General features: G+C 37.6%; 23 protein-coding genes and 1 other annotated feature. All 23 genes read left to right on the top strand.

Features of this window, described 5'->3' with window-relative positions; translation table 11 throughout:
* The first annotated feature begins 37 nt into the window (after positions 1-37).
* Entirely contained in the window at positions 38-1,504 is a 1,467-nt protein-coding gene (locus CEF18_RS10650) for a UDP-N-acetylmuramoyl-L-alanyl-D-glutamate--2,6-diaminopimelate ligase (RefSeq protein WP_110936456.1), read from the top strand.
* Between the two features lies 1 nt (position 1,505).
* On the top strand, positions 1,506-2,843 hold the full coding sequence (locus CEF18_RS10645; protein WP_110936455.1) for a UDP-N-acetylmuramoyl-tripeptide--D-alanyl-D-alanine ligase: 1,338 nt from the start codon (positions 1,506-1,508) through the stop codon (positions 2,841-2,843).
* Between the two features lie 15 nt (positions 2,844-2,858).
* A complete protein-coding gene (mraY, locus tag CEF18_RS10640; RefSeq protein ID WP_110936454.1) occupies positions 2,859-3,836 on the top strand; it encodes a phospho-N-acetylmuramoyl-pentapeptide-transferase in 978 nt (325 codons plus the stop codon).
* Positions 3,833-5,206 (top strand): UDP-N-acetylmuramoyl-L-alanine--D-glutamate ligase, encoded by a 1,374-nt coding sequence (gene murD, locus CEF18_RS10635; RefSeq protein ID WP_110936453.1) that lies wholly within the window; start codon positions 3,833-3,835, stop codon positions 5,204-5,206. The genes mraY and murD overlap by 4 nt, the downstream gene beginning before the upstream one ends.
* Positions 5,207-5,311: 105 nt before the next feature.
* Entirely contained in the window at positions 5,312-6,412 is a 1,101-nt protein-coding gene (spoVE, locus tag CEF18_RS10630) for a stage V sporulation protein E (protein ID WP_110936452.1), read from the top strand.
* Between the two features lie 227 nt (positions 6,413-6,639).
* Positions 6,640-7,734 carry an undecaprenyldiphospho-muramoylpentapeptide beta-N-acetylglucosaminyltransferase gene (gene murG / locus CEF18_RS10625; protein WP_110936451.1) on the top strand — a complete coding sequence of 365 codons (1,095 nt, stop codon included), beginning with the start codon at positions 6,640-6,642 and terminating at the stop codon, positions 7,732-7,734.
* A gap of 28 nt (positions 7,735-7,762) precedes the next feature.
* Positions 7,763-8,689: a UDP-N-acetylmuramate dehydrogenase gene (gene murB, locus CEF18_RS10620; protein ID WP_110936450.1), complete on the top strand. Its 927-nt coding sequence runs from the start codon at positions 7,763-7,765 to the stop codon at positions 8,687-8,689.
* Positions 8,690-8,834: 145 nt separating this feature from the next.
* Complete coding sequence (locus tag CEF18_RS10615) at positions 8,835-9,638, top strand: cell division protein FtsQ/DivIB (protein ID WP_110936449.1); 804 nt, start codon at positions 8,835-8,837, stop codon at positions 9,636-9,638.
* Positions 9,628-10,326 (top strand): DUF881 domain-containing protein, encoded by a 699-nt coding sequence (locus tag CEF18_RS10610; protein ID WP_223292372.1) that lies wholly within the window; start codon positions 9,628-9,630, stop codon positions 10,324-10,326. Before CEF18_RS10615 ends, CEF18_RS10610 begins: the two co-directional genes overlap by 11 nt.
* Positions 10,327-10,330: 4 nt before the next feature.
* Entirely contained in the window at positions 10,331-11,029 is a 699-nt protein-coding gene (locus tag CEF18_RS10605; protein ID WP_110936447.1) for a DUF881 domain-containing protein, read from the top strand.
* Complete coding sequence (locus CEF18_RS10600) at positions 11,030-11,392, top strand: small basic family protein (protein WP_110936446.1); 363 nt, start codon at positions 11,030-11,032, stop codon at positions 11,390-11,392.
* Positions 11,393-11,528: 136 nt separating this feature from the next.
* The gene (gene ftsA, locus CEF18_RS10595; RefSeq protein WP_110936445.1) at positions 11,529-12,836 is read left to right on the top strand and encodes a cell division protein FtsA; all 1,308 of its coding nucleotides are present in this window, start codon (positions 11,529-11,531) and stop codon (positions 12,834-12,836) included.
* A 36-nt stretch (positions 12,837-12,872) separates the two neighbouring features.
* Positions 12,873-14,033 carry a cell division protein FtsZ gene (gene ftsZ / locus CEF18_RS10590; protein WP_110936444.1) on the top strand — a complete coding sequence of 387 codons (1,161 nt, stop codon included), beginning with the start codon at positions 12,873-12,875 and terminating at the stop codon, positions 14,031-14,033.
* A 470-nt stretch (positions 14,034-14,503) separates the two neighbouring features.
* Positions 14,504-15,412, top strand: a complete 909-nt coding sequence (gene spoIIGA / locus CEF18_RS10585) for a sigma-E processing peptidase SpoIIGA (RefSeq protein WP_110936443.1) — start codon at positions 14,504-14,506, stop codon at positions 15,410-15,412.
* 228 nt (positions 15,413-15,640) lie between these two features.
* Positions 15,641-16,360, top strand: coding sequence for an RNA polymerase sporulation sigma factor SigE (sigE, locus tag CEF18_RS10580; RefSeq protein WP_183040904.1), 720 nt, complete (start codon positions 15,641-15,643; stop codon positions 16,358-16,360).
* A gap of 124 nt (positions 16,361-16,484) precedes the next feature.
* Positions 16,485-17,270, top strand: a complete 786-nt coding sequence (gene sigG, locus CEF18_RS10575; RefSeq protein WP_110936442.1) for an RNA polymerase sporulation sigma factor SigG — start codon at positions 16,485-16,487, stop codon at positions 17,268-17,270.
* 250 nt (positions 17,271-17,520) lie between these two features.
* Positions 17,521-17,775: a YlmC/YmxH family sporulation protein gene (locus CEF18_RS10570; protein ID WP_110936441.1), complete on the top strand. Its 255-nt coding sequence runs from the start codon at positions 17,521-17,523 to the stop codon at positions 17,773-17,775.
* Positions 17,776-18,016: 241 nt separating this feature from the next.
* Positions 18,017-18,700, top strand: coding sequence for a YggS family pyridoxal phosphate-dependent enzyme (locus CEF18_RS10565; RefSeq protein WP_110936440.1), 684 nt, complete (start codon positions 18,017-18,019; stop codon positions 18,698-18,700).
* A gap of 29 nt (positions 18,701-18,729) precedes the next feature.
* Entirely contained in the window at positions 18,730-19,161 is a 432-nt protein-coding gene (locus tag CEF18_RS10560; protein WP_110936439.1) for a cell division protein SepF, read from the top strand.
* 21 nt (positions 19,162-19,182) lie between these two features.
* Positions 19,183-19,446 carry a YggT family protein gene (locus CEF18_RS10555; protein WP_110936438.1) on the top strand — a complete coding sequence of 88 codons (264 nt, stop codon included), beginning with the start codon at positions 19,183-19,185 and terminating at the stop codon, positions 19,444-19,446.
* Between the two features lie 23 nt (positions 19,447-19,469).
* The gene (locus tag CEF18_RS10550) at positions 19,470-20,243 is read left to right on the top strand and encodes a YlmH family RNA-binding protein (RefSeq protein WP_110936437.1); all 774 of its coding nucleotides are present in this window, start codon (positions 19,470-19,472) and stop codon (positions 20,241-20,243) included.
* Positions 20,244-20,321: 78 nt separating this feature from the next.
* Positions 20,322-20,825 carry a DivIVA domain-containing protein gene (locus CEF18_RS10545; protein WP_110936436.1) on the top strand — a complete coding sequence of 168 codons (504 nt, stop codon included), beginning with the start codon at positions 20,322-20,324 and terminating at the stop codon, positions 20,823-20,825.
* A gap of 177 nt (positions 20,826-21,002) precedes the next feature.
* Positions 21,003-21,255, top strand: a binding site (T-box leader).
* A gap of 89 nt (positions 21,256-21,344) precedes the next feature.
* Positions 21,345-24,110 carry an isoleucine--tRNA ligase gene (gene ileS / locus CEF18_RS10540; RefSeq protein ID WP_110936435.1) on the top strand — a complete coding sequence of 922 codons (2,766 nt, stop codon included), beginning with the start codon at positions 21,345-21,347 and terminating at the stop codon, positions 24,108-24,110.
* The last annotated feature ends 231 nt before the right edge of the window (positions 24,111-24,341 follow it).

Genomic DNA, 24,341 nt, shown 5'->3' with positions numbered 1-24,341 from the left:
TTTACAAAATAAAGAAGTACATGAAAGAGGGAGCAAAATGACCGATTTAAAAACACTGACGGAGGTATTACCATCCTTTGAATATATCGGAACAAAGAATCCTGAAATTACCCATGTTGAAATGGATTCTCGTCTCGTTAAAAAAAACAGCTTATTTTTCTGTGTTCCTGGTTTTACAGTAGATGGACACGATTTTGCTGAGCACGCGATTCAGAAAGGAGCTGTTGCTTTAGTTGTAGAAAAAGAGCTGACTATAGACGTTCCAATGATTAAAGTGAGAGATGTCAAACGTGCAATGGCTATTCTTTCTGCTCATTTTTATGGACTACCTAGTTCAAAATTACATATGATTGGTGTGACTGGTACAAACGGCAAAACGACAACGACACATATTATCGAGAAGATTTTATCTGATTTCAAAATGGAAACAGGTATAATTGGTACAATGTACATGAAGTACAAAGGAAAAGAAATCAGTGTGAAAAATACAACGCCGGAATCACTCGTATTGCAAAAAGAATTTGCGGAAATGGTGAAAGAAAATGTTGAAGCGGTGACAATGGAAGTCTCTTCCCACGCGTTAGAATTAGGGCGAGTCCACGGAACAGACTTTAATATTGGTGTTTTTACAAACCTTTCTCAGGACCACCTGGATTATCATGGCACGATGGAAAAATATGGACAGGCAAAAGGATTACTTTTTGCACAACTTGGCAGTAACTTTGATAAGAGTGTGAAAAAAATTGCTGTTTTAAATGTGGATGATAAACATTTTAATACGCTGGAAACAATGACAGCAGTACCCATTATTACTTATGGCATCGAGGAACAAGCTGACTTCCGTGCGAAAGATGTAAAGATCCGGGAAGATGGCACGAACTTTACATTGGAAGTAGCGGGGGAGGAGTACCTGTTTAAACTTTATTTAACCGGACTTTTTTCCGTGTATAACGTACTTGCAGCAGCCGCAGCAGCGTATGCGAGTGGAGTGCCAATATCTTCTATTAAAACAAGTGTAGAAGCTATAAAAGGCGTTTCAGGAAGGTTTGAAAGAATAGAAGGAGATACACCTTATCACGTCATTGTAGACTATGCCCATACTCCAGACAGTTTAAAAAATGTGCTGGAAACAATCAAAGGTTTTGCTAAAGGAAAAATATCCGTCATTATTGGTTGCGGGGGAGATCGTGATCGCTCAAAAAGACCTCTCATGGCTTCGATAGCAGATGAATTGGCTGATTTTGTTTATTTAACATCAGATAATCCTCGTTCTGAGGAGCCCCTATCAATCCTTTATGACATGAAACAAGGAATTAAAGGAGATAGATATAAAATCATAGAAGACAGGAAAACCGCTATTATTACTGCAATTAACCAAGCGAGTCAAGACGAAGTAATCTTGATTGCAGGTAAAGGTCATGAAACATACCAAATCATTGGTGATCAAACTTTCACCTTTGATGACCGGGAAATTGCAAGGGAAGCGATGAGGGAGCGGATATAAGATGAATGGCGATATTGATTATCAACTCATCAAGACTGTTTCTGATCGGATTAGCGGAAAGTTTACATTTAATTTTGTTTCTGCCGGTGTAAGTACCGATAGTAATAGAATTAAACAAGGTATTATATATGCTCCGATTATCGATGGTGGTTTTGATGGACACCAATTAATTGAAACAGCCATAGAAAATGGTGCAGTCGGTAGTTTTTGGCAGAACGGAATAGAACTTCCAACTACTCTGCCTGAAAGTTTCCCAATCTTTTACGTTGATAATGTCCATCTTGCGCTTGAAAGAATGGCAAATGAATACTTGTTTAATGTAGATCCAACTACAATCGTGGTTCTAGGTGACTACTCAAGAGTAGCCACTAAAAAAATTCTGAAAAAAGTACTCGATCAACCGTTTGTTGTATATGAAGGTGGGAGCAGTGTCACTGTCCTTCATGTACTTGAAACAATCCTTTCTATGCCAAGTAATACGGATGTTTTTATTATGGATGTTCCTTCTACTAAAACATCACATGTGAGTAGAATAAGTGAAATTGTAAAGCCTTCTTTAGCAATTATTAGTGAGAATACTGGAGGAAATACCCAAGCGATATCTATCGTAGAAGGTATGAAGGCAACAGGTACTGTTGTGATGGATGGGGATCGTCCGATCGCTGAAGGTGAATGGAAAACAGATGTCATGACAATTGGCTACGAAGACAGTAATATTTTCAGTATTAAATCTGTTCAAACAAAGGAAGATTCGCTCCGATTTCAAATGGAAGGTATCCTCATTGATTTCATTATTCCAATTTATTTGAGCAATCACCTGAAGTGTGTCGTACCATCGATTGCAGCAGGTCTTCACTTAGGAATAGGTGCGGACCAGATAGTTCACTCATTAAAGGATCTGACTATGGAAGACCTGGGGTTAGATGTAAAAGGAAATGCTCCGGGTTCTATAGTAGTTTTCGACCATGAGAAAGTAGAACACAGTGATGTTGAATATAGTATTAACATGGTCAAGTATTTACACTCTTTTGAAAATAGGGTAGTTATTGTTGATGAAGGATTTCAATCTACCCCCTTGGATATTACGCTTCATGAAATTTTTGCTTCGAAGTTAGCAGACCCCATCACGCATGTTATAACAATAGGAGAAAAAGCTTTTTGGGTGACAGAGGCATTAAACAGATTGACAAATGATACACTTATAACTAGGCACTTTCCAAATCACGCTAAAACAGTTGATATGCTTAAAGAACTCATTAATTCCTCTAGTTTAATCTTATACAGAGGAGCAAATAGAGCACTACTAGAACAAATAATTACAGAATTGAATAGAGGTTAGAAAGGAGTTCCTTTCATGTTGGAACAAGGTTTGTTATTTACATTATTAGTGTCATTTTTGTTAACAGTAGTACTATCGCCAATTTTTATCCCTTTTTTAAAGAGATTAAAATTTGGTCAAAGTATTCGAGATGAAGGTCCAAAGTCTCACCAGAAAAAAACAGGTACACCGACAATGGGTGGAGTGATGATTATCTTTTCTATCGTTCTATCTACTCTCGTTATGGCAGGGCAATTTCATACTATCGGTGTAGAAGTTTGGTTGTTGCTTTTAGTAACAGCAGGATTCGGATTACTAGGATTTTTAGACGATTATATAAAAGTAGCCAAAAAAAGAAATTTAGGATTAACTTCAAAGCAGAAATTCTTTGCTCAGGTAGGGATTTCAACTCTCGTTTACATTGTGCTCGTACAGGCAGGTTTATCCACAGATATTCGTATACCAGGAACGGAATTGGCAGTGGATATTGGGGTCTTTTATTTTCCATTGATTATCATCATGCTTGTTGGTGCAAGTAATGCCGTTAACTTAACGGATGGTTTGGATGGACTTGTGGCAGGGTCATCAGCAGTTGCTTTTGGGGCGTTTGCTATTATTGCTTATTCAACAGGTATGCTCACAGTTTCTTTGTTTTCTGTAGCTGTTGTAGGTGCAGTCTTAGGGTTTCTAGTGTTTAATGCACATCCTGCAAAAGTATTTATGGGGGATACAGGTTCATTAGCACTTGGCGGAGCTCTTGCGATGATAGCAATTTTAACGAAAATGGAGCTTTTACTCGTGATCGTAGGAGGAGTTTTCGTTATTGAAACCTTATCGGTCATTATCCAGGTGATTTCATTTAAAACAAGGGGGAAAAGGATTTTCAAAATGAGTCCTCTTCACCATCATTATGAGCTTTCGGGCTGGAGTGAATGGCGTGTTGTTGTAACATTTTGGGCAGTTGGAATTTTATTTGCTGTAACCGGCGTTTATTTAGAGGTGTGGATGACATGAAAATGATTAAAAAATTTGAAGAAAAAAATGTGCTTGTTATTGGATTGGCTAAAAGTGGTACCGAGGCTGCCAGATTGTTGCATAAGCTTGGCGCAAAGGTAACGGTTAATGATCAAAAACCTTATGAAGAAAATACACAAGCCCAAGAGTTAGAGAAGCTTGGAGTATCCGTAGTTTGCGGCTCGCATCCAGAAAATTTAATTAACAAAACAGTCGATTATGTCGTGAAAAATCCAGGTATAAGGTACGATCATCCACTGGTAGTTAAGGCAATTGATATGAAGCTGCCAGTTTACACAGAAGTTGAACTAGCGTATTTAATTTCCGAAGCAGAAATGATTGGTATTACTGGATCGAATGGTAAAACAACAACAACGACGTATATAGGTGAGATGCTATATGGCGGTGAAAAAGAACCGTTATTAGCTGGGAATATAGGGGAAGTCTCTTGCGGTGTGGCTCAGCAGGCAACTGCACAGCATGAAATGGTTGTAGAATTGTCCAGTTTTCAGCTAATGGGCATTGAAACATTTACACCAAGAATTGCAGTTTTCTTAAACTTAGTGGAAGCACATATTGATTATCACGGCTCGATGGATGAATATATGAATGCTAAGAAAAACATTTTTTTGAATCAATCCGACAGTGATTACTTGATTTATAATGCAGATGATCCTCTTGTTAGCGATATCGTTCAGGAAGCGAAAGCAGAGTTAATCCCATTTTCCACTAAAGTGACGATACAGAATGGCGCTTCGATTGAAGATGGTTGGATAAAGGTATTTAATCATCGGTTAATGGAGGCAAAAGAATTATCACTTCCGGGTGAACATAATTTATCCAATGCTTTGGCCGCGGCGACTGCTGCTATATTAGCGGGAGGCAAGGTGGATCAGGTGAAACATGTACTAAGGACGTTTGCAGGAGTGAAACATCGTCTAGAATATGTTGGGGAAGCGGTTGGAAGAAGTTTCTATAATAATTCGAAAGCAACGAATGTTCCGGCAACGGTGACTGCATTACGTGCATTTAAGCAACCAATTGTTTTAATCGCTGGTGGATTAGACAGAGGGCTTTCCTTTGATGGCTTGATTCCGCTGCTATCCGAACACGTGTCGAAGATAGTTTCATACGGGGAGACAAAAGAAGCGATAGCAGAAGCAGCAAGAAAAGCAAATGTGCCATTTATCAAAACGGTGTCTTCTTTAGAAGAAGCGACGAGGCTAGCATTTGAGAAGTCTGTCTCAGGTGAAGTGATCCTTTTATCACCAGCTTGTGCATCCTGGGATCAATTCAGAACATTCGAACAACGAGGCGATGAATTTACACGTGTTGTTAAAAGAATATTTAATGAAAACTTACAGGAATGATTGTCCTAATTTTTCATAGGTATAGTTAGTAAAGACATGTAATCAAGCTTCTTTACTTGGCGATCCTCCATTCAAGGAGCTTGATGAAGAATGGAGGTTCTTTCTATGCCTAGAGTTAGGTCTTCACCGGATATATTTTTAGTTATTGTCACGTTAATGCTCGTGACTGTTGGATGTTTGATGGTTTACAGTGCGAGCTCTGTTTCTGCAGAGTATCGATTTGATGACGCATATTTCTTTGTGAAACGTCAGCTCATTTTTGTTGCGCTTGGGTTCGTCTCTATGTTTTTAATGACCCAAATAGACTATTGGAGATGGAGAGACCTTTCAAAAGCAGCGTTGTGGGTTTGTTTCCTGCTCCTTCTCATCGTACTAATTCCAGGTGTAGGTTTGGTAAGAGGGGGGGCTCAGAGTTGGTTAGGGATTGGAGCTTTTTCGATCCAACCTTCTGAGTTCATGAAATTAGCGATGATATTATTTTTAGCGTCATACATTTCTGTTAATCAAAAGTTTATTGTGACATGGAAGAAAGGTTTAATACCTACTTTGGCACTTTTGTTTCTTGCGTTTGGGCTTATTATGCTCCAACCGGATTTAGGAACTGGGGCAGTGATGATTTTAACTAGTGTGCTGATGATATTTATTGCGGGGGCGAGGATTTCTCATTTTGTAATATTAGGGTGTATTGGTATCGTTGGATTCATAGGTTTAATCGCTTCAGCTCCTTATCGTATTCAAAGAATTACGTCGTTTTTAAATCCTTGGGAAGATCCTCTAGGGGGTGGCTTTCAAATTATTCAATCTCTTTATGCAATTGCTCCTGGAGGCTTACTTGGATTAGGATTTGGAGAAAGTCGTCAGAAGTATTTCTATCTCCCGGAGCCTCAGACCGATTTTATCTTTGCTATTCTTACAGAAGAACTTGGCTTTATCGGTGGTGGATTTGTGCTAATCTGTTTTGCAGTTCTTTTATGGAGAGGGATTAGAATTGCTCTTTATGCACCAGATTTATTTGGTACATTGTTTGCTGCTGGAATCACGGCGATGATTGCTTTTCAAGTAATGATAAACGTTAGCGTAGTAATCGGGTTAATGCCTGTTACTGGAATTACATTACCTTTGATGAGTTACGGCGGTTCTTCATTAACAATTATGCTTACTACAATTGGAATATTATTAAATATTAGTCGTCATACTCCCGCTTAGACTAATTTTAATAGGGCGCCTGCTGAAGAAAGTAGGCGTTTTTTTTATTGTTTTTACGTTAAAATGATCGAATAACTAAAAAAAATAAATAAGAATTTAAAATACACTTAAAATCACTCTATATATCGGTTAAAATAAGAATGATTAGATTATAATGGCAACCTTACTATCGTGATAGAATACATTGTTTAACGAATCTTTAGGTAACGGTTATTAGGAGGATATTGATGAAGGTATTAATTTCAGGTGGAGGAACGGGTGGGCATATTTATCCCGCTCTTGCACTTATTAGACATTTAGAAAAACAAGATCATTCGCTTGAATGCTTATATATTGGCACGGATAATGGTTTAGAAGCTTCTATTGTTCCAAAAGAGGGAATCCCTTTTAAAACGGTCAAAATTTCAGGTTTTAAACGAAAGCTATCCTTGGAGAATATACGAACAGTTTATCGGTTTTTAAATGCTGTCAGGGTGGCCAAAAAATATATAAAAGAATTTAAACCCGATGTAGTCATAGGAACTGGCGGTTATGTTTGCGGACCGGTTGTTTATGCGGCCGCTAAAAGAAACATACCTACACTCATTCATGAGCAAAATAGTGTCCCAGGTCTAACGAATAAGTTTCTAGCAAAACATGTGACCAAAATCGCAATCTCTTTTCCGGATTCTGCGAAGTACTTTCCTGAAAGTAAGGTTGTATTTACAGGGAATCCAAGAGCAACGGAAGCCGTTGCCCTAAAGAGAGAAGATGGGAAAAATCGTTTAAAAGAGCTTGGGTTAGATCCAACTAAAAAAACAGTACTTGTCGTAGGTGGAAGTCGCGGAGCTAAACCAATTAATGATGCCATGATAGAGACTTTCCCTTTATGGAGAGGGAAAAATTACCAATGTTTATATGTCACAGGTGAAGCTCATTATAATAATGTCAAGGATCATTTATCGGAAGAAGATAGTCATCGAATGGTTTGTGTACCTTATATAGATGATATGCCGGCTATATTACACGAGGTTGACCTGTTAGTTGCAAGAGCAGGGGCTACTACATTATCAGAAATCACAGCTGTAGGTCTTCCTTCTATCCTTATTCCTAGCCCGTATGTGACAAATAATCATCAAGAAAAAAATGCGAGATCACTGGAAAAAGAGAATGCTGCGAAGGTTATTCTTGAGAAAGATGTTTCCTCAGAACAATTATTATCTGATATTGATCATATATTAAATGATGATTTTGTTTGGGAAAGTATGAAAAAAGGAGCCTTATCGCTTGGTAAACCAAATGCTGCAGAAGATATTAAAAAAATGATTCAAAGTGTCTTATAGGCGAAGGGTTGGGAAATGGGGGGATTAAATGAGACAATTAGCTAATGAATTGGAGTCATTAGACGTTGGAGTAGTGAAAGTAGATGAATCTCTAAAGAATCATACTACTTGGAAAATAGGTGGGGCAGCTTCTATTTTGTATGAACCGAGTTCCCTAAAAGGACTACAATCAGCTTTACGTGCAATCACGGCTAGGAACCTTCCTTTATTTATCTTAGGTAGAGGGTCTAACGTTCTCATTTCTGATGAAGGTATTCCAGGTGTGGTGATTAAGCTTGGAGACCAAATGGCCAGTTACACATTAAAAGGAACTTTATTAACGGTAGAGGCCGGATGCTCCCTTATTAAATTAGCTACTACTCTTAGTAAAAAAGGATACTCAGGACTTGAGTTTGCTGCTGGTATCCCAGGATCATTAGGAGGAGCCGTGTATATGAATGCAGGGGCTCATGGGGCAGATATTTCCTCTATCTTAACGAAAGCCTTAATCCTTTTCCCGGATGGCAGTTTAAAATGGTTGACCAATAAAGAATTGAATTTTGATTATAGAACATCCGTTTTACAAAGGAATGGTGGCATTTGTGTTGCAGCAGAATTCCAAATGGAACAAGGAAATGCTAGTTCTATTCGCGAAGATTTATTAAAAAATAAATCCTATCGAAAAGAGACACAACCTTGGACAGATCCTTGTTGCGGAAGTGTGTTCAGAAATCCGTTACCAAACCATGCAGGGAAGTTAATAGAAGAGCTGGGGTTAAAAGGATTTTCGATTGGAGATGCAGAAGTATCTTCTGTACATGGAAATTTTATTATCAATAAAGGGGATGCAAAGGCTGAAGATGTGCTCAAACTTATTCAGTATGTTCAGGATAAGGTTGAAGAGCGATTTGAAATACAATTACAAACGGAAGTGGAATTTGTTCCACTTGCAAAGGATAGCTCTGATTTACAATAAATCACATAATAAAATAAGTGATTTTCCTTACAAGAGTAAATAACTGCGTTATGATGGAGAGAAGCAGGAAATCGTCTTTATTTGTCGATAAACTGAAAATTGGTTTTCTCATTCAATCCCTTGCTATACGATGGAGGAAAGATGTATGAAAGAAAAGAAAGTAGTTGAAATTGAAGAGAGAATTCCTAAACTCAAAGCTCGAAGAAAACAACGGACCAATCGACGATTAATCTTGTATGTGTCAATCTTCTTTTTATTAATGTTATTCATTATCTATTTTCAAAGTTCGTACAGTCATGTCCAACAAGTAAAAGTAAAAGGAAATGATTACGCGAATTCAGAATGGGTGATTGAACAATCCGGCTTGCTTGATGGAGTGAGTATGTGGAATTTGAATGAAGAAGAAGTTTCTAAAAAGATTACGTCTCACGAGGCCGTATCGAGTATTGAACTTTCAAGGGAATTTTTAAATAGTATCATAATAGATGTTCAGGAATATGCACATATTGCCTATGTTCAAGAGGAGAATACTTTTTTCCCCGTCTTGGAAACTGGTGAGCAATATTCAAAAGATCCTGCCCAGGATGTTGTCCCATATGATGCACCCGTTTTACGAAATTTTGAAACGGAAGAGTTAAGAGTACAGATGGCATCTCAACTCTCGAAAACTCCAAAAGGGATATTTGAGCGTATTTCAGAAATTACTCTGGAACCTACGGAAAATGATCCTACCCGAATTACGTTGTTGATGAATGATGGATTTACAGTAAGTTCAACTATAAGGGATTTTTCTGAAAGGATTACCCCGTATCCTGCTGTCGTTGACCAGTTAGATCCCGAGATTGATGGGATCGTTCATATGAGGATGAATCCTTATTTTGAAAGTTTTGAAGTGGAAGAGGAAGAAATAGACGAAGAGGAGGTTGAGGGCATTGAGGGTGAAGGGTAAACATGTGATGTTCTCGTTTGTTCTCTTGATTACTGGTTTTCTTGTTTCATTAAGTTACCAGTACACAAGTCATACAAACCAACAAGGTCCTCCTTTGTCTGATTCCCAGTGGCAAGAAGAAGATGAACTTCGTAATGAGGTCATTTCCGAACAGCAAGTAAATCAAAAGCTTACGGATAGTTTAAGAGAGGTTCAGAGGCAAATTAAAACGGTGGAAGACGATATTTCGACTTCTGAGCGCTTGTATTTGAATTTGGTGGAAGATATTGATCAACTTCGAATGGTTACTGGGTCTGTTGGAGTGAGTGGAGAAGGAATCCATGTCAAGCTAGATGATGCAGAATATGTGCCAGGTGAAGACAATCCCAATCATTACATTGTCCATGAACAGCATATCCAACAAATCGTAGATGAACTTCTCGTTGCCGGGGCAGAGGCTATTGCTGTAAATGGTCATAGAATACACCAGCAGTCGTATATCCAATGCATAGGGCCTGTGATCGAGATTGATGGAGAAACGTCATTTTCACCTTTTGAAGTAACGGCAATCGGTGACAGTGAAACATTAGATGAATCTTTGAATCTTGTAGGTGGAGTAAAAGATCAGCTCGTCAATCAAAATATTGATATTCGTATTGAGAAAAGAAATGAAATTATATTAGATCCTTTCTTCTCTGAGAAGGGGTGAACCTATGAATAATAGAATGACTATTTTTGCTTGTGTCACGATAATTATTGGATTTATGGTGGCTGTACAATTTCAAGCTGTAAGTGAACCTGAAAATAGAGAAGGCCGGAATATGGCTGAACTCAGGCAGGATTTAGTGGCGGAAAAAGAAAAACAGCAAAGATTAAACGAAGAACTAGAGAGACAGCGCGAAATACTGTATCAATTGGAACAGACAGAGGATGTTGAAGAGGTCATGGGCGATGTGATTACTGAATTACAGGAGCAAGCTGGACTGACAGAAGTTAGTGGGCCAGGAATAATCTTAAAAATTGATGTTGCTTTTGATGTAGATTATGAAGGGGGTGCCATTAGATCAGTTCCGCCTTACCTTGTGCGCTTACTTATTAATGAACTGAACATTCAGGGAGCGACTCATATAGCCATTGACATGCAACGTTATGTAGCAACTACCGCTATTAGAGAAGCTAATGGCAGAACGCTAGTTAACGGTAGTTGGCTCAGTCATTTTCCATTAGAAATAAAAGTGATTACTGATGATCCGGAATCAATGCACCATGCTATGATGTCTTCACAATCCAGAGAGTTATTTTCTTATGAAAATTTAAGCCTTGTCTCTACTCCTGTGAATCAAGTGGAATTACCGGCTTATGAGAAAGACTATCGAGTTCGGTTCATGGAACCAGTACAGGAGGGATCCTGAATGTGGTTGCCACTTCTAGCTCTTATAATTGGAATATTATTTGGTTTTCTTACAGACTTCCAAATATCGGATGAATACTCAAGTTATCTATCTATCGCGGTACTAGCAGCCTTGGATACGCTCGTTGGTGGCATCCGAGCACATTTGGAAAAAACATTTGATGATAAGGTATTTATTACCGGATTTTTCACAAATATTTTTCTAGCTGCTAGTTTAGCTTTTCTCGGTGTTCATCTTGGTGTAGACTTGTATTTAGCAGCTGTTTTTGCATTTGGTGTACGTTTATTTCACAATATCGCAATTATTCGACGGATTTTTCTTGTAAAATGGACAAAAAAGAGTGATAGTACTACGAAAGACTAATGGTATATTTTTCATTTTTTGTTTTTATACCCATAAAAAGAGGTAATGAGATATAATTGTTGAATACAACCTTTAAGTTATCATATTAAAAAAAACATTTATTAACTTTAAAGCAGGTTAAGGGAGGTGCAAGCCAATGAAAAATCATGATACATATGTAACTCTAGATATCGGAACCTCATCGGTACGAGTTATTATTGGTGAAATGACAAATGGCTCTTTGAACATAATTGGAGTAGGAGAGTCTGAATCAGAAGGAATTAAAAGAGGAGCAATTGTCGATATTGATCAAACTGTTCAATCTATCAAAAGAGCTGTTGAAAAAGCAGAAAGAATGATAGGAATGAGCATCAAATATGTCATTGTTGGTGTAACAGGTAATCATATTCAACTACAGCCTTGCCATGGGGTAGTTGCTGTCTCTAGTAACGATCGTGAAATAGGGGACGAAGACATCACCCGGGTTATTGATGCTGCACAAGTGATCTCTATTCCACCGGAAAGAGAAATTATCGATGTTATTCCACGGCAATTTATTGTAGATGGTCTAGATGAGATCAATGATCCAAGAGGCATGATAGGTGTCCGTTTAGAAATGGAAGGAACAATTATCACCGGATCGAAAACAATGTTACATAATCTATTACGTTGTGTCGAAAAAGCGGGTCTACAAGTAGCGGATATTGTCCTTCAGCCATTAGCAGCAGGTTCTATCGCGCTCTCTAAAGACGAAAAAAGTTTAGGTGTGGCCCTTATTGACTTGGGTGGAGGATCTACTACTGTCTCCATATTTGATGATGGATCTTTACAAGGAACTAGTCAGATTCCAGTTGGTGGAGATCACATTTCTAATGACATCTCAGTCGGATTTAGAACGTCAACGGAAGAAGCGGAAAAAGTAAAAACAAGTTATGGACATGCTTTCGTAGATCATGCCTCCGATGATGAAACATTTGAAGTTTCGGAGATTGGTAGTGATCAAAAACAAGAGTTTTCACAATGGCAACTTGCTAACATTATAGAACCTAGGCTAGAGGAAATGTTCTTGTTAGTACAAAAAGAAATTAACAGACTTGGGTATCAAGACTTGTCTGGAGGTTTCGTTTTAACTGGAGGAACGGCTAAAATGCCAGGAGTTCTCGAGCTTGCTCGAGATGTACTTCAGAAAAATGTACGTGTCGCTATTCCAGATTATATTGGCGTACGAGAGCCTCAATATACAAATGGAATTGGTCTTATTACATTTGCATACCGAAATGTTCGAATCCAAGGGAAAGAAATTGCTTCAGGCTTAGAAGAAGTAATTCAAGGGAATGAGGAAGATCGTAAAGAGCGTATGGAAAACCAAAAACAATCTAGACAACCAAAACACTCTAAAAATTCAAAAGAAGAACCAGGTGTGAAGAAAAAAGTTTCGAATATGTTTAAGATGTTTTTTGAGTAAATATAAATGTAATGAGGATGGATTGGAGGATCGAAAATGTTAGAATTTGAACAAGATATGGAACAATTAGCAACAATAAAAGTTATAGGTGTAGGTGGCGGCGGAAGTAACGCAGTAAACCGAATGATCGAAAATGGTCTTCAAGGTGTTGATTTTATTGCTGTGAATACAGATGCTCAAGCATTACATCTTTCTAAAGCAGATCATAAATTACAGTTAGGTGGTAAACTCACTAGGGGATTAGGTGCTGGTGCTAATCCTGACATTGGAAAAAAAGCTGCAGAAGAAAGTCGTGATCAATTAGAAGAACAACTATCGGGCGCAGATATGGTATTCATCACCGCTGGAATGGGTGGAGGAACTGGAACAGGAGCAGCGCCAGTCATTGCAGAAATTGCAAAAGAAGCAGGAGCTTTAACGGTTGGTGTTGTTACGCGTCCTTTTACTTTTGAAGGACGAAAAAGAATGTCGCAAGCTGCGAATGGAATTGCAGCTTTAAAGGAAAAAGTGGATACACTTATTGTCATTCCTAATGATCGCTTATTGGAGATTGTTGATAAAAACACTCCTATGCTTGAAGCGTTCAGAGAGGCTGATAATGTATTGCGTCAAGGTGTCCAAGGTATTTCTGATTTAATTGCAGTTCCTGGTCTTATTAACCTGGATTTTGCTGATGTGAAAACAATCATGAGTGAAAAAGGATCAGCATTAATGGGAATAGGTGTTGCTACTGGTGAAAACCGTGCAGCTGAAGCTGCTAAGAAAGCAATTTCTTCCCCATTATTGGAAACAAGCGTAGATGGAGCACAAGGTGTGCTGATGAATATTACAGGCGGAAGCAATCTTAGTCTTTTTGAAGTTCATGAGGCAGCAGAAATCGTATCTTCAGCGTCTGACAGCGAAGTAAACATGATTTTTGGTTCTGTAATAAATGAGAATTTAAAAGATGAAATCGTTGTGACCGTTATTGCAACAGGATTTGAAATGGAGCAGCAGCAACAACCAAAGGAAAGGGCACCGTCCAGTCGTGCTTCTTTAGGTCAGCAAAGATCTAGTCAGCCAAGCTCGCAGACTAGAACTGAAACTGCATCCACACAAGAAAAACCCAAGCCAACTTCTAATCAACCACAACAGTCAGAAGAAGAATTGGATACATTAGATATTCCAACATTTTTAAGAAATCGTCGAAACAGATAATATAATATCAAAAAGCCAGTTCCAAAAGCTCAAACCTTTTGGAACTGGCTTTTTTTAGTTAATGTCGGTTTTATAAATATGTAGAAAACTTTACCAGATGTGACAAAATATGCAGCGCTTTTATTAGCTTAATAGGATGTATTTATACAACTTCGGGTTACGTAAAAGAGTTAGAAGAATCGGAGGCGACCGCCTTGAGCGGACTTGAATACTATTATAAACAACCTTCAAATTAAGAAGAAGAATTATTGAGGATACTTTCCTTCATAAATCTTCTTTTTTTGCATGACAGGGTAAAACTACTCTGAATTTTTATACTTTGTATGATTCGTATAGTTCACAAAATTTCTTGTGACACAAAATTCGAAAACCTCTCAAAATAAGTAGGGTTTTCATAGCAAGAAGTGACAGACTTAGTTCTTTTTGTGGGCTATACTTATCCTTAAATTCGAGGTTGGACGGTGGAGATAATGAATCTCTATTTGGATTTGATATGGCTATTAAATTTTTTAATTGATCTGATGTTACTCATATTGACATCAGTTGTTATGAAGAAAAAGACATCTAAAAAAAGGTTTATTTTTGGGGCCTTATTTGCTTCATGTTTTGTATTTTTCATGTTTATACCCGAAGCAGCATTTATGGTTCATCCGGTTAACAAAGCACTTTATTCGGTACTTATTATTTTAATCACATTTTCTTTCGAGCAAATTAGAAGTTTCTTTCAGGCACTCCTCATGTTCTACTTTGTTAATTTTGCGATAGGTGGTGGGTTAATAGGTATACATTATTATTTTAATTTAGACCATTCATTTTTACAGGGTACTTTTGCCACCAATGGTTTTGCATTTGGTAGCCCTGTTAGTTGGGGGTTCATTGTAGTTGGTTTTCCAGTTTTATATTTTTATACGAAGAAGCGGTTTGAAGTTGTTGAGGAGGTGAAAATACGGTTCTCTGAAATTATGAAAGTGAATGTTAAAGTTGCAGGGATAGCGTTAGAGCTTACAGGATTTGTCGACAGTGGGAATCGACTAACTGATCCCTTTTCCAAAAAACCAGTAATGATTATAGATATGACAAAAGTTAAGAATCAATTCCCAGAAGATATTGTTAACTTAACAAAACAAAAACCTGACAACATTACTCAGTCATTTGACCAGTTGTCATGGAATGTTTCCATTGTCCCTTTTCGAACAGTAGGGAGTGAGCTCGAGTTTCTCTGGACGATAAAACCAGACGAAGTGACGGTAGAAGAGCAGGGGATAGCATATTCTTGTCCTCGAACACTGTTAGGGCTTAGTTATCGTTCCTTAGGAGAAAACGGAGATTATGATTGTCTCCTTCATCCTGCGATGATTCAGCATAGAAAAGAAATATAAAGAGATATAAACCGGCTGTTTTTAGAAAAAGAGCTTTGTAGAAGTAAGGCTGTCGACTCTAGTGGAAAAAAGCATCTGGAGAAGACTAGGCTGAACGTTTTCTGTCCGAGGAGGCTAACGGTGTTGCTCACAGAATGCGTCCATCAGCAGCATATTCGAATACCATTATATGCTTTTGAAAAGCAATATTTTTTAGGAATCAGCCTATTAAACCGAGGAGGAGCGATAATGAAAAGATATATGATGCCGCTTAAGTTGTGGTGGTTTAAGCTACGAAAAAAATTAAACCTAAAATCGGATGAGATATTCTACATAGGAGGAAGTGAAGCACTTCCTCCCCCCTTGTCTAAGGATGAAGAGGCATATTTATTAAAAAAATTACCGAATGGAGAAGAGTCTGTGCGATCAATGCTTATTGAAAGAAACCTTCGTTTAGTAGTTTATATTGCTCGGAAATTTGAAAATACCGGAATAAATATTGAAGATTTAATTAGCATCGGAACCATTGGTTTGATAAAAGCAGTGAATACATTTAATCCAGAAAAGAAAATTAAATTGGCGACATATGCATCTAGGTGTATAGAAAATGAAATTCTGATGTATTTGAGAAGAAATAATAAATTAAGATCTGAAGTTTCGTTTGATGAACCCTTGAATATAGACTGGGACGGAAATGAATTGTTGTTATCGGATGTTCTTGGAACAGAAGATGATATTATTACAAAAGGTATGGAAGAAAAAGTAGACCGAAGACTTCTTGTTAAAGCATTACTGAGTCTGAATGATCGAGAAAAACAAATTATGGAGTTACGTTTCGGATTAGCGGGAGAAGAAGAAAAAACGCAGAAAGACGTAGCGGATATGCTGGGAATTTCACAATCTTATATTTCTCGTTTAGAAAAAAGAATTATTAAAAGGCTTCGGAAAGAATTTAATAAAATGGTTTAATCTATCTTTCATCTTATATAAATAGTGTTATTATTTATGCTTCGTTTTGATTTGATGTCTGCATAATTTTCCCTCTCAAGGACATACTGATTTTGTACCTTATCTCCTGTTGGGAGGGAAAGCATTGACACGACATAAAGTAGAAATTTGTGGAGTAGATACATCGAAGTTAACTGTGCTGAAGAATAAGGAAATGAGAATTTTATTTAAGGCGATGCAGGAAGGTGATCCAGATGCGAGAGAAGAATTAGTTAATGGCAATCTTCGACTCGTATTAAGTGTGATCCAAAGATTTAATAATCGAGGTGAATACGTCGATGATTTATTTCAAGTAGGATGTATTGGGTTAATGAAGTCCATCGACAACTTTGATTTAGGACAAAATGTTAAATTTTCAACGTATGCAGTTCCGATGATAATTGGAGAAATTAGAAGATACTTAAGAGATAATAACCCAATTCGTGTATCTAGATCACTCAGGGATATTGCATACAAAGCTCTTCAGGTTCGTGATAATTTAATGAGTGAGAAGAAACGCGAAAGAGAACCAACAGTCCAAGAAATTGCAAAAGTATTAGGTGTACCGAAAGAAGAAGTAGTGTTTGCATTAGATGCCATTCAGGATCCTGTTTCCCTTTTTGAGCCTATCTATAATGATGGTGGCGATCCAATTTTTGTAATGGATCAAATCAGTGATGATAAGCAAAAAGATGTAAATTGGATTGAAGAAATCGCTCTGAAAGAAGCAATGATTAAGTTAAATGAGCGGGAAAAGGTAATACTTGATATGCGATTTTTTCAAGGGAAAACTCAAATGGAAGTAGCGGATGAGATAGGGATATCTCAAGCTCAAGTTTCACGGTTGGAAAAAGCAGCCATCACACAAATGAATAAGCACGCCCGTGAATAACCTGCGAAAGCAGGTTATTTTTTTATGTGCAGATTTATTTGGATCATAGTCCTAAGGTGTTCCATTACTCGGTAGAATTAAAAACATTCACAGCACAATCAATTATATCTACAAGTGATTTAATGTAAGCACTTAAGCTATATACATAAGCTATTATACTAGCTGTTTTCTTTAAATTGATATATGAGCTTTGTTACAAGCATAAGATATAGAAGATTGAATATAGGACTTTAAAGAAGGAGAAGATATTATGTTAAATATGTCTGAATTACAGTCAAAAGATATTGTAAATTTATCCGATGGTAAGTTGTTAGGGCACTTAACCGATATTGATATTGATTTGGAGCAAGGCAGAATTAATTCTATTTTTATAGGTGGGAGTAAAATAAGGAATATGTTTCAAAAAGATGAAGAATTCATGGTGCCCTGGAAAAACATTGTGAAAATAGGTTCAGATGTCATATTAGTGCGTCTAGAAGGGGAATTCCAGGCGAAATTAGAATAAACAACATGGATATTATCGATAATTCCTAGTATTTCGACGCTCCTTTCATGAAATCATTGCTTGAATGTAAAAAATTCTTTATGATAACAGTATGGACTTATGAAAATCACCTTGATCCGGATAAAGAAGAGTACCTGTTTCAGTAGCATCTTATAACAACCAAGATGCTACTAGGGTCACTCGTCTTATTTAAAGAAAATTAGAGTTATTTATTAGAAATGAGAGGGGTTTGTCGACAGTCATGTCAGTCACTGAAAATTTAACAATCATTCAAGATACTATTCGTGCAGCATGTGCTCGGTCCAACAGAAATCCAGATACAGTAAATCTCGTTGCAGTTACTAAATATGTCTCTACTGAAAGAGCACAAGAAGCAGTCTCTGCCGGCATTTTACATTTAGGTGAAAACCGAGTAGAAGAAGGAATGGAGAAATGGCAAGTGATTGATGGGGATGTCAATTGGCACTTTATAGGGAACTTGCAATCCAGAAAAGCGAAAAATATAATTCCTGCTTTTCATTTCATTCATTCTTTGGACCGTCTTTCGTTAGCAAAAGAATTAGACAAGCGTGCAGAAGAGGGACAGACTGTAAGATGCTTCGTTCAGGTAAATGTTACTGGTGAAGAGTCAAAGTCTGGTCTAACTCCAGCTGAACTTCCAGCTTTCATCGAGGACGTAAAGCAGTATACATCGGTTCAAATCGTTGGTCTAATGACGATGGCACCATATACAGAAGACGTAGAAACAGTGCGACCAGCTTTTAAACAATTACGTGAGTTAAAAGAGCAAATTGAGCAAAAAGAATATATTCATGCTCCTTGTCATGAATTATCAATGGGGATGTCAAACGATTATGAAGTTGCTATTGAAGAAGGAGCAACTTACATTCGAATTGGTACCTCATTAGTTGGAAAAGAAAAATAGCCATTCAAAGAGGCGAGGTGTTAAATAATATGAGTATGAAAAGAAAGTTTAAGCGTTTTTTTGAATTAGAAGATGACTATAATGAATCGGAGATGGAAGTGGAAGTTGCAAATTCCGAAGAGGATGAAAAGTTTTCAACTCCTGAAAAAGAAACCAGAAAAGATAAACGAAATGTAGTGAGTTTGAGTAGTGTCCAAAATCAAGCAAAGGTGATGCTTATCGAGCCTCATAGTTACGATGAGGTGCAGGAAATAGCTGATCAATTAAAGAATAGAAAAGCAGTTGTTATAAATTTACAGCGAATACCTAGAGATCAAGCAAAGAGAATTGTAGATTTTCTCAGCGGTACAGTTTATGCTATAGGAGGAGATATACAGAAACTCGGTAGTGAGATTTTTCTTTGTACTCCTGATAATGTTAACGTAACTGGTTCGATATCTGATATGATCCAAGGATCATAGTATGTAGGAGAGTGAATGAAAATGGAATTAATAGCAAGTTTAATCATTCAAGCAGTTGAAATTTATTGGTTTATCTGTATTATTTATATTTTTATGTCTTGGATTCCAAATGCAAGAGAATCATCATTTGGTCAAGCCATTGGAAAATTGGTAGAACCTCTTTTTGCTCCATTCAGGCAAATCATTCCGCCACTTGGCATGATTGATCTATCACCATTAGTTGCCTTATTTGCACTACGTTTTGCAATGGATGGATTAAGATACTTATTTAATATGTTTTTATAACGAATGAGATGGTTGGTGAACAGGTGTCTATTTATGAACATTACAGAAAAGAAGAATATGCATTTGTTGATCAAGTACTTGATTGGAAAGAAATGGTTGCAAATGAATATCGGTTTAAGGTAACGGATTTTCTGGATCCAAGACAACAACATATCCTTTCTACTCTTATCGGTAAGAGTGATGAAGTGCGAGTGTCGTTTTGGGGCGGCCATTCAGCCCCTGAAAGAATGCGGGCCATTTTGTACCCTGATTACTATACTCCTGAAGAATCGGATTATAGTGTTTCAACATATGAAATTACTTACCCAAGTAAATTCGTGACGATAGAGCATCCCCATATTCTTGGCTCGTTAATGAGTATTGGTATAAAACGTGAAAAATTTGGTGACATCATTTCAACAGAAGAACGGTATCAGGTTGTTCTTGCGGATGAGGTTGCTGATTATGTCCTTGTAAACCTAGAATCGATTGGAAAAGCAAAAGTTAGGCTGGAGAAAGTTAATCGTGAGTCTCTTATAGAAGGTGTCAAAGAAACCGATGAACAGTTTGTTACTGTGTCATCAATGAGAGTTGACACTGTCGTTTCAGAAGCTTTTCGTCTTCCTCGGGCAAAAGTGAAAGTGGCGATTACTGGTGAGAAAATTAAAGTTAATTGGAAAATAGTTGATAACCCCTCTTATACTATACATAAAGGGGATGTTCTTTCAGTAAGAGGTTTTGGGAGATGCGAGATTCTGGAATTAGAGGGAGAAACTAAAAAGGGAAAACATCGAATTATCTTGGGATTTCCTAAGTAAAAAAGGAATTTTTTCAGGTTATGTCGAAACATGTACATAAGTATTGTAATAAACAATTATTCGGAGGTGCTCTAGGTTATGCCATTAACTCCCTTAGATATTCATAATAAGGAATTTACCCGAGGTTTTAGAGGGTATGATGAGGACGAAGTAAATGAGTTTTTAGATCAAATTATTAAAGATTATGAATCCGTCATTCGTGAAAAGAAAGAGTTATTAGATCGGGTTTCTGAACTTGATGATAAGCTTACTCACTTTTCAAACATTGAGACAACGTTGAATAAGTCTATTCTAGTCGCACAAGAAACGGCAGAAGGTGTCAAAAGATCAGCAGAAAAAGAAGCGAAATTGATCATTAAGGAATCTGAGAAGAATGCTGACCGTATAGTGAATGAAGCGCTGTCCAAGTCCCGGAAAGTTGCTTTAGAAGTGGAAGAGTTAAAAAAACAAGCTTCTGTTTACCGTACGAGGTTCAGAATGCTTCTTGAAGCTCAGTTAGAGATGCTTAATACAGAAGACTGGGATGACTTAAGTCAAACGAGTAAAGAACAACAAGAAGAAGAGTCCTACGAAAACTTTTAACCTACTTGACGTATAAAAAGAAATTATCATATACTTTAATAACCAATTTATATTGGAGAATGACGCTTTTTTTATAAATAGATGCTTGGGATGGAATTTACCAAGGTTATGTGAGCATTCACTTTTTTGAATTTTTCCGTTTTCTTGTTATATAGTTCAATGATTGGTAATAATAAATGATAAGCGACGATAGGGAAAGTAAGAATAGATTTGAGGCAGTTTAGCGAACCGGTGATGGTGAGAGACCGGTGCCCCAACTATTTTGAAAATCACCCTAGAGCTGTGCACTGAACGAGAGAAACCTACTTATCTCTCAAGTAAACTGTACCGTGTCATGAGCGATATTTCATGCTTAAGTTGAGTGCTATTGGTCAAATAAAAGTCAGCACTTATATGGGTGGTACCGCGGGTTTTCCTTCTCGTCCCAATGTGGATGAGGGGGATTTTTTGTTTTTTTTGGCTATTACAAAGCCTTTAATAAATTATTAATGTAAGAGGAAGTTAAAGGAGGAAGAAAGTATGGAATATAAACAAACATTATTAATGCCGAAAACGGAGTTTCCGATGAGAGGGAATCTTCCTAATAAAGAACCCGAGATGCAAGCGGATTGGGAAAGCATGAGAATTTACGATAAGGTTCAACAACGAACAGAGGGAAGACCAATGTTTGTGCTGCATGATGGACCCCCATATGCAAATGGTGATATTCACATGGGCCATGCATTAAATAAAATTCTTAAAGATTTTATCGTGAGATACAAGTCTATGAATGGATTTCAAGCACCTTATGTCCCGGGCTGGGATACACATGGTCTGCCAATCGAAACAGCGCTAACTAAAAAAGGCAAAGTTGATCGTAAAAAAATGACAGTTGCTGAATTCCGCAAAAAGTGCGAAGAATATGCCTTAGTCCAAGTTGATAATCAACGAGAACAATTTAAACGTCTAGGAGTAAGAGGTGACTGGGACAATCCATATGTAACTCTCACGCATGAGTATGAAGCACAACAAATTAAAGTGTTTGGTGAAATGGCTAAAAAGGGCTACATTTATAAGGGGAAAAAACCTGTTTACTGGTCGCCTTCCTCTGAGTCAGCTCTAGCAGAAGCAGAAATTGAATACCATGATAAACGCTCTCCATCAATCTATGTCGCATTTGATGTAACCGATGGACGTGGAGTTCTCCAAGGAGATGAGAAATATGTCATCTGGACAACAACTCCTTGGACGATTCCTGCAAATTTAGCAATTGCTTTACATCATGAATTGAACTATGTAGTGGTTAACGTTAATAATAATAAATATATTGTTGCTGAAGGGTTACTTGAATCACTTGTGAAAGAATTTGAATGGGAAAACTATGAAATCACCGCTACTTACAAAGGTGCTGATCTTGAGCATACGAAAGCAAAACACCCATTTTATGATCGGGAATCACAAGTTATTCTCGGGGATCACGTTACTTTAGATGCAGGTACAGGTTGTGTTCATACAGCCCCGGGTCACGGGGAAGATGATTATATTATTGGTCAGCAATACGGATTAGATGTTTTATGTCCTGTAAACGACAAAGGTGTATTTACAGAAGAAGCACCAATGTTTGAAGGCTTATTCTATGATGAGGCGAATAAATCAATTACAGAGAAATTGGATGAAGTAGGTGCGTTGCTGAAACTTACGTTTATGACTCACTCCTATCCTCATGATTGGCGTACAAAGAAGCCGGTGATTTTCAGAGCTACACCACAGTGGTTTGCTTCTATTAAAGATTTCCGCGAAGACTTGCTAAAAGAAATAGAAGAAGTAACATGGCTGCCTAAATGGGGAGAAACTAGATTATATAATATGGTACGAGATCGTGGTGATTGGTGTATCTCCAGACAACGTGCTTGGGGCGTTCCGATTCCAATCTTTTACGGAGAAGATGGGGAACCTATCATTAATGATGAGACGATTACTCATGTATCCGAATTATTTAGGGAGCATGGATCTAACATTTGGTTCGAATGGGAAACAACCGATCTCCTTCCAGATAAATTTGAGTCTGAACATAGCCCGAATGGTGTGTTTACAAAAGAAATGGACATTATGGATGTATGGTTTGACTCAGGATCGTCACACCAAGCAGTGCTTGAAGAACGTGATGACTTAGTTCGCCCGGCGGATGTTTATTTAGAAGGTTCTGACCAATATCGCGGTTGGTTTAACTCTTCGCTATCTACTGCGGTAGCTGTGACGGGTAAATCACCATACAAACAAGTGATTAGTCATGGATTTACGTTAGACGGCAAAGGCAAAAAGATGAGTAAGTCACTTGGAAACGTCATTATCCCTAATAAGATAATGAAACAGCTAGGTGCTGATATTTTAAGACTTTGGGTTTCTTCAGTGGACTATCAGGCAGACGTAAGAGTATCGGATGATATCCTAAAGCAAGTTGCTGAAGTGTATCGTAAAATCAGAAACACTTTCCGCTTTTTACTCGGAAATCTAAATGATTTTGATCCGAAATCAAATACAGTTGCTTACAATGACTTATCTGAGTTGGATCAATATATGTTAATCAAGTTAGACGATCTTGTAAAGGATGTTAAAACTGGTTACGATGAGTATCAGTTTGCCCATGTTTATAACAAAGTTCATAATTTCTGTACGGTCGAGTTAAGTTCTTTTTACATGGATATTTCAAAAGATACGTTGTACATTCAACATGCCGATCATCTTGACCGCAGAAGGATACAAACGGTGATGCATGAGACGTTGACTACTCTCGTTAAGTTATTATCACCAATCCTTTCCCATACGACAGAAGAGGTGTGGAAGCATATTCCTGGTGTAGAAGAAGAAAGTGTTCAACTGACAGATATGCCTGAAGTAAAGAATTACGACGGTGTAGCTAAATTGAAAGAAAAATGGGATCGTTTTATGGATCTGCGAGACGATGTATTGAAAGCATTGGAAGAAGCTCGAAATGAAAAAGGAATTAAGAAAAGTTTAAGTGCTCATGTAGTTGTTTATGCAGATGGCGAAGACTTTGAGCTTCTTTCATCCATTGGAAATCTTAATAAGCTATTCATAAGCTCTGAGGCAACAGTTGCTGGAAGTATTTCAGATGCACCGGCAGGAGCGAAAAAATATGAAGCAATTGCTATTGAAATCCTGCAGGCTGAAGGTGAAACATGTGAACGGTGTTGGATGGTCACAAAGGAATTAGGAACGAATGTAAATCATCCTAATCTTTGTCCTGACTGCACAGACACAATTGTAAATCATTACGAAGGATAACTAAAAAACTAGTCTAACGGTCCATCAGCCGGTAGACTAGTTTTTTAAATTAATTTATAAATTTCTTAGTTATTAGAGACTGTTGTTTCCATTCGAACAGAAGGGTTCGAACCCGCTCTAGGCGGGCGGACGCTTTCCTCGGTCAATGCTCAAACAACCTTCCGTGACAATAACGGAAGAAAGAGACGAAGTTTTTTAAATTTGCTGGAATGGAACCCGCTTACCCTGGTA

The organism is Salipaludibacillus neizhouensis (genome assembly GCF_002886185.1).
Classification (GTDB): Bacteria; Bacillota; Bacilli; order Bacillales; family Salisediminibacteriaceae; genus Salipaludibacillus; species Salipaludibacillus neizhouensis.
Note: the sequence above shows the minus strand (reverse complement) of the source record. Positions and strands in the feature narration are given on the sequence as shown.